This window comes from Microbacterium sp. E-13 (assembly GCF_049912955.1).
In the GTDB taxonomy this organism is placed as follows: Bacteria; Actinomycetota; Actinomycetes; order Actinomycetales; family Microbacteriaceae; genus Microbacterium.
The window spans coordinates 2,016,684-2,032,521 of sequence record NZ_CP183973.1 but is presented as its reverse complement, the minus strand read 5'-3'; the positions used below and the strand labels follow the sequence as shown (position 1 = coordinate 2,032,521).

The following is a 15,838-nucleotide window of genomic DNA, read 5'->3' as shown; positions in this document are numbered from 1 at the left end:
GGCATGCACCACGGACCGTGCTGATGATGCATGATCTACCCGTGGGTGCGCGCGTCGCCCGAGACGCCCGCGCCGTGTAAGGGAAGCGCCGTGACGAAGGAGTCCGCCGTGCCGCAGCATCCGTCCGTCGATCTCTCGCCGTTCCCGCCCGGGTTCCGATGGTCTGCGGCGACGGCCGCCTTCCAGATCGAGGGCTCCCGGTCAGCCGATGGTCGCGGGCGCTCGATCTGGGACGACTTCGTCGAGACGCCCGGCGCGGTGCGCGACGGCGCCACGGCCGACCCCGGACCCGACAGCTATCGCCGTCACCGCGAGGATGTCGCACTGCTCGCCCGTCTGGGGGTCGACCGCTACCGGTTCTCGATCTCGTGGGTGCGCGTGCAGCCCGAGCCCGGGGGCCCGGTGCTGCAAGCGGGGCTCGACTACTACCGTCGGCTCGCCGACGACCTGCTCGACGCGGGCATCACGCCCTTCGCCACGCTCTACCACTGGGACCTCCCGAGCGTCCTGGAAGGCCGCGGCGGCTGGCTCGACCGTGACACGGCCCAGCGTTTCGGCGAGTACGCTGAAGTGGCCGCGGGGGCTCTCGGGGATCGCATCCGGCACTGGTACACCCTCAACGAGCCGGTGATCACGACGCTGCTGGGGTACGCGGTCGGCGTGCTCGCTCCGTGCCGGCGGCTGCTCTTCGCATCCCTGCCGACGGTGCACCACCAGCTGCTCGCCCACGGCCTGGCGCTGCGTGCGCTTCGCTCGGCCGGCGCTGAGGAGGCGGGCATCGTCAACAACCACACCCTGGTCCTTCCCGCGGGCGAGAAGGATGCCGAACTCGGCGCAGCAGCGATGTACGACCTCCTGCACAACCGGGTCTTCGCCGATCCCGTCCTGACCGGCGCGTATCCCGACCTCGAAGCGTTGGGCATCCCGGCCATGCCGGTGAAAGACGGCGATCTCGAGCTGATCTCCGCTCCAGGGGACTTCTACGGCATCAACTTCTACAACCCCACGACCGTCGCCCGCGCCGCCGAGGGCAGCGGGCTGCCGTTCGAGATCGTCCCGACCCCGGGCGCGCCTGTCACCGGCTTCGGCCCGCACTGGCCCATCGCACCCGCAGCGCTCACCGAACTGCTGGTCGAGTTCCGCGACCGGTACGGGGTTCGGCTGCCACCGCTGGTGATCGGCGAGAACGGCGCCTCGTTCCCCGAGCCGGACCATGTCACGGGACCCCTCCACGACGCGGAGCGCATCGCGTACCTCGCCGGTCACATCGACGCGGTCGGTGCCGCACTCCGCGCCGGCGTCGACGTGCGCGAGTACACGGTGTGGTCGCTGCTGGACAACTTCGAGTGGGCTGAGGGGTGGGCGCAGCGTTTCGGTCTCGTGCACGTCGACTACGACACGGCTGTGCGCACGCCGAAGGAGTCGTTCGACTGGTACCGAGCGCTCATCTCGGAGGCCCGCTCGTGAGCGCTCCGCAGGGCGCGAAGGTCGGAGCCGGCTGGTTCACCCTGTTCACCCTCGCGTGGCTGGCGATCTGGACGGTTCAGCTGACGCCGCTCCAGCTGCTCATCCCGCTGCAGCTCAATACGCCGGACGACGCCGACGGGTGGATCGCGGGCGTCGTCTCCTCGGGCCTCGTGCTGGCGGTCGGCGGCGTCGCGGGCGTGATCGCCGCGCCCGTCGCCGGCGGCTTGTCGGACCGCACTCGCGGGCGCCGGGGCAGACGTCGCCCCTGGGCACTCGGTGGAGTGTGGCTCGCGACGGCGTCGCTCGCCGCCCTGGCGGTCGCCTCCGGCCCCTGGGGGGTGGGCGTCGCATGGGTCGGCGTGTCCGTGGGCGTCGCCGTCGCGTCGGCGGCCTTCACCGCGCTCATCGCCGACCAGCTGACGACGCAGCGGGGGGCAGCATCCGCCGCCGTCTCATCGTCCCAGGCCCTCGGGATCGTGGTCGGAGTGGGGGTCATCGTGCTCCTGGAGCTCGGCGTCGTCGTCGGCTATCTGGCGTTGGCCGGCTTCCTCGCGGTGGTGGGCACCGCGGCCGCCGTCCTCCTGCCGGATCCGCCCGCGCCGGCCCAAGCGTCGGTCGCCAGGGAGGTGCGGACGCTCCGCGAGCGGGTCGCAGCCCTCCGCGACCAGGACTTCGCCTGGCTCCTCGCCGGACGCCTGACGGTCAACGTCGGCAATGCGCTGGGCACCGGGCTCCTGCTCTTCTTCCTGCTCTACGGTCTGCACCGCGACGACGCGACCGCCGAGGACGAGCTGCTCCTCCTCATCCTCGTGTACACGCTGTTCGTGGTCGTCGCCTCGATCGTGTCCGGCCGCATCTCGGACCGCAGCGGACGCCGCATCCCGTTCGTGGTCTGGTCCGCAGTCGTGCAGGGACTCGCCTCGACCATCCTGGTCGTCGCGCCCTCACTGACCTCGGCGATGGTCGCCGCGGCTCTCCTGGGCGTCGGCTACGGCGCCTATATGTCGGTGGGGCTCGCGCTCGGAACCGACCTGCTGCCCTACGCCGAGGACCATGCGCGCGACCTCGGCTTCGTCAACGTGTCGGCGAGTCTCGGCCAGCTGCTCGGACCGCTGATCGGCGCCGGGCTGGTGGCGCTTGTCGGCGGGTTCTGGCTGCTCTTCCTCGTGGGCGGCATCCTGTCGATCGCCGGGGGACTGATGACCTACGCGATCCGAAGCCGCGAGCGCACCGGCTCAGTCGTCTGACGCCTCGATCGTGGTGAGCGCGACCTCGAGCACCGCATCGAACACCCGGGGGCGCATCACCGTGACGTGATGAGTCGTGCGCGGAACGACGATGAGCTCGGCGTGCGGCGCCACCTGGGTGAACAGCTTCTCATTGACGCGCAGCTGGTCGTACTGACCGTTGACGAACCACAGCGGCACGTCGATGCGATGAAGGGCCGACAGCAGATCGAGCACCGAGAGACTCCGCAGGGCCACGTCCTGGGCGTCCAGCGCGTAGCCGCCGGCACCGAAGTCCGCGCGGGTCTCGTGCGGCAGGATGCGGTCGAGCATCCGGTCGGTGAGCCACATCCCACGGTCGGGCAGCGAGTCGAAACCGCGCGCCAGCAGGCGGTAGGTCCTCAGACCGATGCCGCGAGGGATGGCGGTGCACGATGCCGCGATGAACCCGTCGACCGGGGGCCGTCGCTCGGCCCCGACGTACTCGATGCACAGCAGGCCGCCCATCGAGTGACCCGACAGCAGCACCGGCCCGCGCTCCTCCGCGGCGCGCACAGCGCCGTCGATCGTCGCGAACGCGGCGTCGAGCGTGAACTCCTCCGCCATGCGCGAACCGTGGCCGGGCAGATCGACCGCCGTCACCGGGTTGCCGCGGGCGCGCAGATACTCCACCTGCGCGCGCCACATCGTGGCAGACGTCCGTATGCCGTGGACGAGCACGACCTGGACCACCATGACGACAGGCTAATCGCGCGCGCCCGCTTAGCATGGGCGGCATGCCCGAGATCGCTCCCCACATCGAGCGCATGCCCGGTTCCGGCGTGCGCCACATCCTGGAGCTCGCCCTCCGTCGCCCGGGCACGATCATCCTCGCGGTGGGCGAGCCGGGTGAGGTGGCGGGGGAGCGGATCCGGGATGCCGCGGCCCGGGGCTGGCGTGACGGCGCGATCCGGTACACGCCCAACGGCGGCATCCCCTCGCTGCGCGAGGCGATCCGCGCCAAGCTCGCCCACGAGAACGGCCTGCGGGTGGACCTCGAGCAGATCTGGGTGACAGTGGGCGCCACGCAGGCGCTGCACCTCGCCATGGCACTGACTCTTTCGCGCGGCGACGAGGTGCTGGTGCCCGACCCCGGTTACACGACCTTCACGATGAACGCCCACTTGCTGCAGGCGGTGCCGGTGCCGTATCCGCTGCGTCCAGAGCGCGCGTTCCAGCCCGACCTCGCCGAACTCGAGTCCCTCGTGACACCCCGTACGCGCGCCTTGATCGTCAACACGCCCTCGAACCCGCTCGGGTCGACGTTCGACCGCCCGACGCTCGATGCGCTGATCGCCCTGGCGCGGCGTCACGACCTCTGGCTCATCAGTGACGAGGTGTACGAGCGCTTCACCTGGGGCGAGCCGCACGTGAGCCCCGCGGCGCTCGATCCCGACGACCGCGTGCTGTCGGTCTTCTCCCTCTCGAAGACCTACGCGATGACCGGCGCCCGGGTGGGCTGGCTGGTCACGCCGCCCGGGTGGCGCCAGACCATGCTGCGCGTGCAGGAGTCGATCGTGAGCTGCGTCGACGAGCCGTCGCAGCGGGCTGCGGCCGTTGCGCTCTCGGGTGACCAGGCGGCCGTGCAGCGCAGCGCTGCGCATTACCGCGACAACCTCGCCGCGGCGACGGCTCTCCTCGACTCCCGCGGGCTGCGCTACCTCTCGCCGACGGGGGCGTTCTACCTGTGGATCGATGTCTCGCACGTCTCCGGCGGCGACGTCGCGGCCTGGTGCGAACGACTGCTCGACGAGCAGGGCGTCGCCGTCGCGCCGGGGAGCGCGTTCGGTGCGTCCGGCGAGGGCTGGATCCGCGTCTGCGTGGCGAGCGACCGCGACGAGCTCCTGGAGGGGCTCAGCCGTCTTCCTGCACCTCGCTGACGGGCGGACGGGCCGTTCGCGGCATCCGTCACCCGTAGAATCGAGGGGACATGTCACCGCGCGCCCTGAAGCCTCTCGAGCCGTCTGCGACCCCTCCTGAGCTGATCCGCAACTTCTGCATCATCGCCCACATCGACCACGGCAAGTCGACGCTGGCCGACCGCATGCTGCAGATCACCGGCGTCGTCTCCGATCGCGACATGCGCGCCCAGTACCTCGATCGGATGGACATCGAGCGCGAGCGCGGCATCACCATCAAGTCCCAGGCCGTCCGCATGCCCTGGGCCATTCGACAGGATCAGGGACCGGAGCAGACCTTCGCCCTGAACATGATCGACACACCCGGCCACGTCGACTTCACGTACGAAGTGTCTCGGTCGCTCGCCGCGTGCGAGGGCGCGGTCCTGCTGGTCGACGCGGCCCAGGGCATCGAGGCCCAGACGCTGGCGAACCTCTATCTCGCCCTCGAGAACGACCTGCAGATCATCCCGGTGCTCAACAAGATCGACCTTCCCGCCGCCGACCCGGAGAAGTACGCCGCCGAGCTCGCCAATCTCATCGGCGGCTCGCCCGACGACGTGCTGCGGGTCAGCGGCAAGACGGGCATGGGGGTGGAGGAGCTCCTCGATCGCATCGTCGAGCAGATCCCGGCTCCGACGGGCGATGCGGATGCTCCGGCCCGCGCGATGATCTTCGACTCGGTCTACGACTCCTACCGCGGCGTCGTGACGTACGTGCGCATGGTCGACGGGAAGCTCGAGCCGCGCGAGCGGATCCAGATGATGTCGTCGAGGGCGACCCACGACCTGCTCGAGATCGGGGTGTCGAGCCCGGAGCCGATCCCGACCAAGGGTCTCGGCGTCGGCGAGGTCGGCTATCTCATCACCGGCGTGAAGGACGTGCGCCAGTCGAAGGTCGGCGACACGATCACGAACCAGCGCAAGCCGGCCGTCGAGGCGCTCGCCGGCTACACCGATCCGAAGCCGATGGTCTTCTCGGGCATCTATCCCATCGACGGCAGCGACTACGCCGACCTTCGTGAAGCGCTCGACAAGCTGAAGCTGTCGGATGCCTCGCTGCAGTACGAGCCCGAGACGTCCGTGGCGCTCGGTTTCGGCTTCCGCTGCGGCTTCCTGGGCCTGCTGCACCTGGAGATCATCACCGAGCGCCTGGCGCGCGAGTTCGACCTCGACCTGATCACGACGGCCCCGTCCGTGACGTACGTCGTGACGACGGACACAGGCGAGTCCGTGACGGTCACCAACCCGAGCGAGTACCCCGACGGCCGTGTGGCCGAGGTGTCGGAGCCGGTGGTCAAGGTCGGCATCCTCCTGCCCAAGGACTACGTCGGGACGGTGATGGAGCTCTGCCAGTCACGGCGCGGGTCGCTCCTGGGCATGGACTACCTCAGCGAGGACCGGGTGGAACTCCGGTACAACATGCCGCTCGGCGAGATCGTGTTCGACTTCTTCGACCAGCTGAAGTCGAAGACCCAGGGCTATGCGAGCCTCGACTACGAACCCGCCGGCTCGCAGACCGCCGACCTGGTCAAGGTCGACATCCTGCTGCAGGGAGACAAGGTCGACGCCTTCAGCTCGATCGTGCACCGAGAGAAGGCGTACGCCTACGGGACGATGATGACCGAGCGGCTGCGCAAGCTCATCCCGCGGCAGCAGTTCGAGGTGCCCATCCAGGCGGCGATCGGCGCCAGGATCATCGCCCGCGAGAACATCCGCGCGATCCGCAAGGACGTGCTGGCGAAGTGCTACGGCGGCGACATCACGCGCAAGCGCAAGCTGCTCGAGAAGCAGAAGGAGGGCAAGAAGCGCATGAAGATGGTCGGCCGCGTGGAGGTCCCGCAGGAGGCGTTCATCGCCGCGCTCTCGGGCGACGTCGAGAGCAAGGGCGCGAAGTAGGCTGGTCTCCATGCGTCGAGGAACCTTCCGGGACGACACCGTCGACTACGCCGCCGTCGGGGCGACGCAGGCGCCCGATCTCATGCAGTATCCGCCGGAGCGCAGCATTCCGGCGGAGCAGTCGTGGCGGATCGGCAGCGGCGAGGCCCGCTTCCACGCCGCCGGCGAGGCGCTGATGTCGTGGACGGCGCAGCGCGGAGCCGGGCTCGAGGTCACCGATGTGCGGCCGGCGTCGGGTCCGGCGTATTCGGGCGTGAGCTTCGACGCCGAGGGCAATCCGGTCGCTCCCAGCCGCTCCGAGACCGAGCAGCGCTTCGACGCCGACGGCACGCCCTTCGTCAGCGGCGGCACCACGATCCGCGTCAACGGGCGCGTGAAGGTTTTTCGCGCCGACGCGGAACTCCGCGTGATCTTCGCCGTCGAGGAGCCTCGTCGCGTCGGGTTCGCTCTGGGAACCATCGGCGACTCGGTCGTGAGCGGCGAGGAGTCGTTCATGCTCGACTGGTACGACAACGACGAGGTGTGGTTCACGGTGCGCGCCTTCGACGCCCCGCACGCACTGCTCTACCGTCTGCTCCCGGGCTTCACCAAGCGCCGGCGACGCGAGCTCTTCACGCGGTATCTGCGCGCGATCTCGCCGCTGTACACGACACCCGCGTGAGCTGCTGATGGGCTCCGCGCTTCCACTCGGCGAGCCCGTTCCGACGGACGGATCGCTCCCGCCCACGACCCGCGTCGACCCGGGGGCCGACTTCGGCGTCTACCTGCACGTGCCCTTCTGCCGGGTGCGCTGCGGCTATTGCGACTTCAACACCTACACGTCCTCGGAGCTGCGCGGCGCGCGCCAGGACGACTACGCCGACACCCTGCTGCGCGAGGTGGGGCTGGCCGCGGCCGTGCTCGAGCGCGCCGGCGGCAACCGCGTCGCCTCGACGGTCTTCTTCGGCGGCGGAACGCCGACCCTCCTGCCCCCCGGCGACCTCGCCCGGATGCTCGGAGGCGTCCGCGACACGTTCGGCATCGCGGCGGGGGCCGAGGTGACCGTCGAGGCCAACCCCGACACCGTGACGCCGGCGGTCGCAGCCGAGCTCGCGGCATCCGGAGTGACCCGTCTCTCGGTCGGAATGCAGTCGGCTGTCCCGCACGTGCTCGCCGCACTCGATCGCACGCACGATCCCGACAACGTGCGCACCGCGGTCTCGGCCGCACGGAGCGCGGGCCTCGACGTCAGCGTCGATCTCATCTACGGCGCCCCCGGCGAATCGCTGGACGACTGGCGCGCCTCGCTCGAGACGGCCGTGCTGCTGGAGCCGGACCACATCTCGGCGTACGCGCTCATCATCGAGGACGGCACGAAGCTCGCCCGGCAGATCCGCCGGGGCGAGGTGCCCGCGCCCGATGACGACCTGCAGGCCGACATGTACGAGCTGGCCGACGAACTGCTCGGCGCCGCGGGCTTCGACTGGTACGAGGTCTCGAACTGGGCCCGGAGCGATGCCCACCGCTCGCGCCACAACCTCGCATACTGGGTGGGCTCGGACTGGTGGGGATTCGGGCCGGGCGCCCACAGCCACATCGCGGGGGTGCGGTTCTGGAACGTGAAGCACCCGGCGGCCTACGCCCAGCGGCTGGCGTCGGGCGAGTCGCCGGCCGCGGGACGGGAGATGCCGGATGCCGGCGCCCGGGCGCTCGAGAGCGTGCTGCTGCGCACGCGCATCCGCGAGGGGCTCCCCGTCGATCAGCTTCTCGGTGAGGGCCGCCACGCCGTGGCCGCGCTCATCGCGGACGGGCTCATCGACGGCCCGACCGCGCTGCGGGGGCGCGTGGTGCTGACCCGGCGCGGACGACTGCTCGCGGACGCCGTCGTGCGGGCGCTCACCGAGTGAGCCGCCCGGGGAGCGCGCGAGCGATCGCCATCCCTCACGGCGTCGCGCGGCGATCCTGACCGGGCATCGGATAGAATTGGCACTCCGGTCATGCGAGTGCCAGAGTCGGGCGTGGGGAGGCGGGATGGTCAGCGAGCGAGGACTGCAGGTGCTGCGGGCGATCGTCCAGGATTACGTCGATACGCGCGAGCCCGTGGGCAGCAAGGCGATCGTCGAACGCCATGCCTTCGGGGTGTCCGCGGCGACCATCCGCAACGACATGGCGCTGCTCGAGGATGAAGACCTCATCGTCGCGCCGCACACCTCGTCGGGCCGGGTCCCCACCGACAAGGGGTACCGGGTCTTCGTCGACCACCTCGCCGAGCTGCGGCCGCTGTCTCCCGCGCAGCGCTCGGCCATCGCGTCTTTCCTCGACGGCCCGGGCGACCTCGACGACGTGCTGGCGCGCACGGTGCGCGCGCTCACGCAGCTGACCGGGCAGGTAGCGATCGTCCAATACCCCTCTTTCGCCCGCGCCACCGTCACGCACGTGGAGCTGGTGCAGCTCGGCGGCGGCCGGATGCTGGTGATCGTCGTCACGGACACCGGCCGCGTCTCGCAGCGCCTCACGTTCGTGGGGGACCACTTCGACGACACCGATCTGGCGCACATCCGAGCCCGGCTCGGCACTCTGCTGGTGGGGCGTCCCGTGCGCGAGGGACTGCAGCGCATCGCGGAGCGGCTGGATGTGCCGGACGCCCAGGCTCCGGCCCACGAGCGCGCCACCGATGAGATCGTCCGCGCCGTGGCGGAAGAGCTCGAGGAGTTCCGGCAGGACCGGCTCGTGATGGCCGGCAGCGCCAACCTGGCACGGCGGGAATCGGACTTCCGCGGCAGCATCTATCCGCTCCTGGAGGCGATCGAGGAGCAGGTGACGCTGCTGCGGCTGATGGGGGAGATGGTGGCCGACGAGCAGGGCCTCGCGGCCAGCATCGGCCGCGAGAACGAAGCGTTCGGCCTGGGTGAGGCATCCGTCGTCGCCAGCGACTACGACGCCACCGGATCGCTCGCCCGCGTCGGCGTGCTCGGCCCGACGCGGATGGACTACCCCACGAACCTCGCGGCGGTCCGGGCCGTCGCACGCTACCTCACGCGCATGCTCGAGCAGGACGAGAACTCCCGCTGAGGCGGAGCACATTCGATTCCGCGGCACCACCGCGGCAGGAAGGCGAAAGTGGCTGACCACTACGAGGTCCTCGGCGTCTCACGCGACGCCTCCACCGACGAGATCAAGAAGGCCTACCGGCGACTCGCACGGCAGCTGCACCCGGACGTCAACCCCGGCGAGGAGGCATCCGAGCGCTTCAAGCTGGTGACGCACGCCTACGACGTTCTGAGCGATCCCGAGCAGCGCGCCCGCTACGACATGGGTGGCAGCGAGTCGCCGTTCGGCGGAGCGGGCGGTTTCGGCGGGTTCAACGACATCTTCGAGACGTTCTTCGGCGCGGCAGGCGGCTCGCGCGGCGGACGCCCTCGTTCCCGCCGGGAGCGCGGCCAGGACGCCCTCGTGCGCGTCACACTCGAACTGGGCGACGTCGTGTTCGGAACCCACCGCGACATCGAGGTCGACACCGCCGTGGTGTGCGAGACCTGCCAGGGCTCCTGCTGCCAGCCGGGCACCGGCCCGGTGACCTGCGACATCTGCCACGGCACGGGAAACGTCCAGCGTCAGGTGCGGAGCCTGCTCGGCAACGTGGTGACGACGCAGCCCTGCAACGTCTGCCAGGGGTACGGCACGACCATCCCTTACCCTTGCGCGACCTGCCAGGGTCAGGGCCGCGTGCGCGCGCGCCGCACGGTGTCGCTCGACATCCCGGCGGGCGTCGAGACCGGCCTGCGGCTGCAGCTGCCCGGCTCCGGCGAGGTCGGTCCCGCGGGCGGCCCGAATGGCGACCTCTACATCGAGGTCACCGTCTCGCCCCACGAGGTCTTCAGCCGCGACGGCGATGATCTTCTGGCCACGCTGGAGGTGTCGATGCCCGATGCCATTCTCGGCACCACGACGACCATCGAGTCACTCGACGGACCCGTCGACCTCGAGGTGCGCGCGGGCGTCCAGGCCGGCGACGTGCTGACGATCAAGGGACGGGGCATCACACCGCTGCGCGGCTCGCAGCGCGGCGACCTGCGGGTCGGTGTGCACGTGGTGACGCCGACGCGCCTCGACCACAAGGAGCGGGCCCTCATCGAGGAATTCGCGAAGCGCACGAAGGCGCCGGCGCCCAAGCTCGCCGAGTTCCACCAGGGCCTCTTCGCCAAGCTGCGCGACCGCTTCCGGAACGGCTGAGCCGTGGCGCTCCACTTCCTCTCCGAGGGACCGCTGGATGCCGCACCCGGCGATGCGGTGACGCTCACCGGCGCTGAGGCGCACCACGCGTCGACGGTGCGCCGCGTGCGCGCCGGGGAGGAGGTCACCGTCGGCGACGGGCGCGGTGCCTGGCTGACAGGAGCGGTCGAGTCGGTCGGGCCGCGCGAGGTGGTGGTGCGGATCGCGGAGCGGACGGATGCCGCCGCCCCGAGCCCGCGCGTCGTGCTCGTGCAGGCCCTCGCCAAGGGGGACCGCGACGAGCTCGCCGTGCAGGCCGCGACCGAGCTCGGCGTCGACCTGATCGTGCCGTGGCAGGCTGCGCGGAGCGTCTCCCGCTGGGACGCCGTGAAGGCGGCGAAGGGTCGCGCGCGCTGGGGGACGATCGTCCGCGAGGCGGCCAAGCAGGCGCACCGCGCCTGGTTGCCCGACGTGGCGGAGCTGACCTCGACCGCCGGTCTGCTGGAGCGGACGGCGGCATCGCGGGTGCTGGTGCTGGAGCCCACGGCGGGTGAGCGGCTGGCTGCCTTGACCGTCGAGCCCGGTGACGAGCGCGACATAGTCCTCGTGGTCGGGCCCGAAGGCGGCATCGCCCCCGAGGAGCTCGCGGCGCTGTCGGCGGCGGGAGCGCGTCTCGTCCGCCTGGGCGACACGGTGCTGCGGACCTCGACGGCGGGTCCGGCAGCCCTGTCCGTCGTGAGCGCTGCGCTCGGGCGCTGGTGACCGTTCGACACGCTCGCCGACCGGGAGGCTCACCGACCGGTCGCCGAGCCTCTTGCAGGAACCCCGTCGGTAGACTTGCGGCATGAGTGAACCGTCGATCTTCACGCGCATCCGCAACGGGGAGATCCCGTCCGAGATCATCGCCGAGACCGAGAACGCGTTCGCCATCCGAGACATCGCCCCGCAGGCGCCGCATCACCTGCTCGTGATCACCAAGACCCAGGACTACCGCAATGTGGTGGAGCTCGCGGCGGGTGATCCGGCTCTCCTGGCCGAACTCGTCGGACTCGCGAACAAGGTCGCCGCCGAGCACGCGGACGGCGACTTCCGCCTCGTGTTCAACACCGGCCCGAACGCGGGCCAGACCATCTTCCACGTGCACGCCCACGTGCTCGCGGGAGGTCTCGAAGAGAAGAGTGTCGGTGACTGACAACGACAGTCATGAACCCCGGAACGACCGTGACAGCACGGTCGAGCGCATCTACGCCGACGGCGTCGCGATGGTCCAGCTGCTCGGCCCGCAGGACCGCCTCCTGCGCGTCGTCGAGAAGGAGCATCCCGGAGTCGACGTGCACGTACGGGGCAACGAGATCACCCTGACCGGTCAGCCGGAAGACGTCGCGGCCGCGCGGTCACTGGTCGACGAGTTGCTCACGATGACCAAGGCCGGCCAGTCGCTGGGCGAGGCCGACGTCGCCTCGTCCAACCGCATCCTTCGCAGCGCCGCCGACTCCGGGGGCGGGCCCCGGCCGTCCGAGGTGCTGGGAGAGGCGATCCTTTCGTCGCGCGGCAAGGTCATCCGCCCCAAGACCCTCGGGCAGAAGGCGTACGTCGACGCGATCGAGGAGAACACGATCGTGTTCGGCATCGGCCCGGCCGGCACGGGCAAGACATACCTGGCGATGGCCAAGGCCGTCCAGGCGCTGCAGCGCAAGGAGGTCAGCCGCATCATCCTGACGCGGCCCGCGGTGGAGGCGGGGGAGCGGCTCGGGTTCCTGCCCGGCACGCTCACCGACAAGATCGACCCCTACCTGCGCCCGCTGTACGACGCGCTCAACGAGATGATCGATCCCGAGCTCGTGCCGAAGCTCATGGCGACGGGCACGATCGAGGTCGCCCCGCTGGCCTACATGCGCGGGCGCACGCTCAACGACTCGTTCGTCGTGCTCGACGAGGCGCAGAACACCACGCCCGAGCAGATGAAGATGTTCCTCACCAGACTGGGTTTCGGCACGCGCATGGTGGTGACCGGCGACATCACACAGGTCGACCTGCCGCAGGGCGCCTCGGGGCTGCGACTGGTGACCCGGGTGCTCGGCAGCATCGATGACATCCACTTCGCCTACCTGACGAGCGACGACGTGGTGCGCCACACTCTGGTCGGCCGCATCGTGGACGCCTACAGCGAGTACGACGAGCGCCGGCTCGCCGCGCGGCGCGAGCGCGACGAGGCATCCGAGTTCGCCAACCGCGCCGAGCGGCGCGCCGCGACAGCCCGCCCCGGCGGACCCCGTGACCACCTTCCGAAGCGAGGACGCCCATGACGATCGAGATCGGCAACGAATCGGGGATCGCCGTCGACGAGACGGTGCTGCTGCGGCTCATGGAGCACAACTTCGCGGAGCTCCACGTGAGCCCCGACGCCGATGTCGCGATCCTCCTGGTCGATGAGGGCGCGATGGAGGCCCTGCACGTGCAGTGGATGGATGAGCCCGGCCCGACCGACGTCCTGAGCTTCCCGATGGACGAGTTGCGTCCCGGCACGGAGGACGCGCCCACGCCGGCCGGTCTTCTCGGCGACATCGTGCTGTGCCCGCAGGTCGCCGAGGCACAGGCTGTCGCGGCGAAGCACTCCACGCTCGACGAGCTCATCCTCCTCACGACGCACGGCCTGCTCCACCTCCTGGGCTTCGACCACGCCGAGGCCGAGGAGGAGCGCGAGATGTTCGGACTGCAGCGCGAGCTCATCGCGTCGTTCCAGGCGTCCGAACGCCGACGACCTCGCGCATGACCGCCGCCCTCCTCCTCGTCGCGGCAGTCCTGCTGCTGGCGTTCGGCGCCCTCATGGTGGCGATCGATGCGGCGCTCAGCGTCACGTCGCGGGCCGATCTCGCGGAATTCGGAAGCGAGGGCCGCAATATCGGGTCGCTGCGCAGCATCGCCGCCGATCCGGACGCCCACGCCAATGCCGTCATCTTCATCCGCGTGCTCGCAGAGACGACGGCGGCCGTGCTCGTGACCGTCGCCTTCGTGGACCTCTTCGACAGCATCTGGTGGGCGATGCTGGCCGCCGCCGTGCTCATGACGGGCGTCTCGTACGTCGTCGTCGGCGCGAGCCCGCGCTCGGTGGGCCGACTTCACGCGCGGGGACTGCTGATCGGCGCCGCCCCGATCATCCGGGGGGTACGCGTCATCCTCGGGCCGCTCGCACACGGGCTGGTGGCGCTGGGCACCCGCATCACCCCGGGAGCGTCGCGCGGATCGTCGTTCGCCTCGGAGGAGCAGCTGCTCAGCATCATCGACGAGGCCGCCGAGAACGAGCTCATCGAGCAGGACGACCGCCAGCTCATCCACTCGGTGTTCGACTTCACCGACACGTACGTGCGCGCCGTCATGGTGCCTCGCACCGACATGGTGACGGTGGATGCCTCGACCTCGACGCGCGAGGCCATGACGCTCTTCCTGGAGAAGGGCGTGTCGCGCATGCCGATCGTCGACGACGACGCCGACGACGTGGTGGGCGTGCTCTACCTGAAGGATCTGGTTCAGTTCGGCTTCCGTGACGAGACCGGATGGCGCGACGCCCCCATCAGCCGCATCGCCCGCCCCGCGGTGTTCGTGCCGGAGTCGATGAAGGCCGAGACGCTGCTGCAGCAGATGAAGCGCGACGCCGTGCACGTCTGCCTCGTGGTCGACGAGTACGGCGGCGTCTCCGGCCTCGTGACGCTCGAGGACCTGATCGAGGAGCTGGTGGGCGACATCTCCGACGAGTACGACCCGCGCGCCTCAGAGGTCACCGAGCTCGAACCCGGCCACTACCGGGTGAGCGCCCGCTTGGGCCTCGACGAGGTCGGCGACCTGTTCGGCCTCGAGCTCGAGGACGACGACGTCGACTCCATCGGCGGTCTCCTGGGCAAAGCGCTGGGCCGGGTCCCGCAGCCGGGGGCGACAGCCGAGTACGCCGGGCTCGTGCTCACCGGCGGCGCCTCACGCGGGCGTGGTCGCGGCATCTCGACCGTCTTCGTCAAGCGCGGCGAGACGGCGACCGACACAGGTCGGGCTCCGAGGACCGGCGAGACCCGCGTGGTGAGCCCGCGCACCGGCGAGATCCGGCTGCCGAGGAAGGAAGACACAGCATGACCGACTCCGAGACCATGCCGGAAGAGGGCGCCGTCCCCGCGCCGGAGACCTCTCCGACGCGCGGGCCCGCCGGGCGCTCGGGCTTCGTGACCTTCGTCGGTCGCCCCAACGTCGGCAAGTCCACGCTCACCAACGCCCTGGTCGGCGAGAAGGTCGCCATCACGAGCGACAAGCCCCAGACGACGCGACGCGCGATCCGCGGCATCGTGAACCGTCCGGGCGGTCAGCTCGTGATCGTCGACACCCCCGGTCTGCACAAACCCCGTACCCTGCTCGGCCAGCGGCTCAACGATCTCGTGGAGCAGGTGCTGGGCGATGTCGACGTCATCGGCTTCTGCGTCCCCGCGACGGAGAAGGTCGGTCCCGGTGACCGGCGCATCGCGGAGTCACTGAGCGGTTACGGGCGCGCCAAGAAGGTGGCGATCGTGACCAAGACGGATGCCGCCACCCGCGAGCAGATCACCGAGCGGCTGATAGAGGTCGACCAGCTGCGGGAGGACTGGGCGGCGGTCATCCCGCTGTCCGCGCTCACCCGGGACCAGCTCGACGTCCTGACCGACGAGCTGCTCACTCTCATGCCCGAGGGGCCGGCCCTCTACCCGGACGACGTCGTGACGGACGAGTCCACCGAGGACCGCATCGCCGAGATCATCCGCGAGGCGGCGCTGGACGGAGTGCGGGACGAGCTGCCGCACTCGATCGCGGTCACGATCGAAGACATCGCGGAGCGCGACACGGGATCGCTCACCGATGTCTACGCCAATATCGTCGTCGAGCGCGACAGCCAGAAGGCGATCATCATCGGCCACAAGGGCTCGCGCCTCCGCGACGTCGGCACGCGGGCCCGCGCGCAGATCGAGCCGCTGCTCGGCACGAAGGTCTTCCTGAAGCTGCACGTGCGGGTGGCGAAGGAGTGGCAGCGGGACCCGAAGCAGCTGGGGCGTCTCGGCTTCTGACCCGGGCGGCGTCACGGCGGACGAGCGGAGGTCCGGCGCAT

Annotated in this window: 15 protein-coding genes; 14 read left to right on the top strand and 1 reads right to left on the bottom strand. The window is 70.4% G+C overall.

Annotated elements, in window-relative coordinates; all coding sequences use genetic code 11:
* Positions 1–90: 90 nt before the first annotated feature.
* Together ACN9MP_RS09265 and ACN9MP_RS09260 are read left to right on the top strand one after the other, a co-directional pair.
* Positions 91–1,467 carry a GH1 family beta-glucosidase gene (locus tag ACN9MP_RS09265; RefSeq protein WP_426325895.1) on the top strand — a complete coding sequence of 459 codons (1,377 nt, stop codon included), beginning with the start codon at positions 91–93 and terminating at the stop codon, positions 1,465–1,467.
* A complete protein-coding gene (locus ACN9MP_RS09260) occupies positions 1,464–2,714 on the top strand; it encodes an MFS transporter (RefSeq protein WP_426325893.1) in 1,251 nt (416 codons plus the stop codon). Before ACN9MP_RS09265 ends, ACN9MP_RS09260 begins: the two co-directional genes overlap by 4 nt.
* Here ACN9MP_RS09260 and ACN9MP_RS09255 read toward each other — a convergent pair.
* Positions 2,703–3,428: an alpha/beta fold hydrolase gene (locus tag ACN9MP_RS09255; protein ID WP_426325891.1), complete on the bottom strand. Its 726-nt coding sequence runs from the start codon at positions 3,426–3,428 to the stop codon at positions 2,703–2,705. The genes ACN9MP_RS09260 and ACN9MP_RS09255 overlap by 12 nt on opposite strands.
* Positions 3,429–3,469: 41 nt before the next feature.
* On the opposite strand from ACN9MP_RS09255, the gene ACN9MP_RS09250 reads away from it, so the two are divergent.
* The 12 genes from ACN9MP_RS09250 (at position 3,470) to era (ending at position 15,797) form a co-directional block, all read left to right on the top strand.
* A complete protein-coding gene (locus ACN9MP_RS09250; RefSeq protein WP_426325890.1) occupies positions 3,470–4,612 on the top strand; it encodes a pyridoxal phosphate-dependent aminotransferase in 1,143 nt (380 codons plus the stop codon).
* 50 nt (positions 4,613–4,662) lie between these two features.
* Positions 4,663–6,528, top strand: coding sequence for a translation elongation factor 4 (gene lepA / locus ACN9MP_RS09245; protein ID WP_426325888.1), 1,866 nt, complete (start codon positions 4,663–4,665; stop codon positions 6,526–6,528).
* Between the two features lie 10 nt (positions 6,529–6,538).
* Positions 6,539–7,189: a DUF1990 family protein gene (locus ACN9MP_RS09240; RefSeq protein ID WP_426325886.1), complete on the top strand. Its 651-nt coding sequence runs from the start codon at positions 6,539–6,541 to the stop codon at positions 7,187–7,189.
* A 7-nt stretch (positions 7,190–7,196) separates the two neighbouring features.
* Positions 7,197–8,414: a radical SAM family heme chaperone HemW gene (hemW, locus tag ACN9MP_RS09235; RefSeq protein ID WP_426325884.1), complete on the top strand. Its 1,218-nt coding sequence runs from the start codon at positions 7,197–7,199 to the stop codon at positions 8,412–8,414.
* A gap of 124 nt (positions 8,415–8,538) precedes the next feature.
* Positions 8,539–9,579 carry a heat-inducible transcriptional repressor HrcA gene (gene hrcA / locus ACN9MP_RS09230; RefSeq protein WP_426325882.1) on the top strand — a complete coding sequence of 347 codons (1,041 nt, stop codon included), beginning with the start codon at positions 8,539–8,541 and terminating at the stop codon, positions 9,577–9,579.
* 48 nt (positions 9,580–9,627) lie between these two features.
* The gene (gene dnaJ, locus ACN9MP_RS09225; RefSeq protein WP_426325880.1) at positions 9,628–10,740 is read left to right on the top strand and encodes a molecular chaperone DnaJ; all 1,113 of its coding nucleotides are present in this window, start codon (positions 9,628–9,630) and stop codon (positions 10,738–10,740) included.
* Positions 10,741–10,743: 3 nt separating this feature from the next.
* The gene (locus tag ACN9MP_RS09220) at positions 10,744–11,481 is read left to right on the top strand and encodes a 16S rRNA (uracil(1498)-N(3))-methyltransferase (protein ID WP_426325879.1); all 738 of its coding nucleotides are present in this window, start codon (positions 10,744–10,746) and stop codon (positions 11,479–11,481) included.
* 82 nt (positions 11,482–11,563) lie between these two features.
* Positions 11,564–11,911, top strand: a complete 348-nt coding sequence (locus ACN9MP_RS09215; protein ID WP_426325877.1) for an HIT domain-containing protein — start codon at positions 11,564–11,566, stop codon at positions 11,909–11,911.
* A 70-nt stretch (positions 11,912–11,981) separates the two neighbouring features.
* A complete protein-coding gene (locus ACN9MP_RS09210; RefSeq protein WP_426325968.1) occupies positions 11,982–13,025 on the top strand; it encodes a PhoH family protein in 1,044 nt (347 codons plus the stop codon).
* Positions 13,022–13,492 (top strand): rRNA maturation RNase YbeY, encoded by a 471-nt coding sequence (ybeY, locus tag ACN9MP_RS09205; RefSeq protein ID WP_426325875.1) that lies wholly within the window; start codon positions 13,022–13,024, stop codon positions 13,490–13,492. Before ACN9MP_RS09210 ends, ybeY begins: the two co-directional genes overlap by 4 nt.
* Complete coding sequence (locus tag ACN9MP_RS09200) at positions 13,489–14,841, top strand: hemolysin family protein (RefSeq protein WP_426325873.1); 1,353 nt, start codon at positions 13,489–13,491, stop codon at positions 14,839–14,841. The genes ybeY and ACN9MP_RS09200 overlap by 4 nt, the downstream gene beginning before the upstream one ends.
* A gap of 14 nt (positions 14,842–14,855) precedes the next feature.
* The gene (gene era, locus ACN9MP_RS09195) at positions 14,856–15,797 is read left to right on the top strand and encodes a GTPase Era (RefSeq protein WP_426325966.1); all 942 of its coding nucleotides are present in this window, start codon (positions 14,856–14,858) and stop codon (positions 15,795–15,797) included.
* Positions 15,798–15,838: the final 41 nt, after the last annotated feature.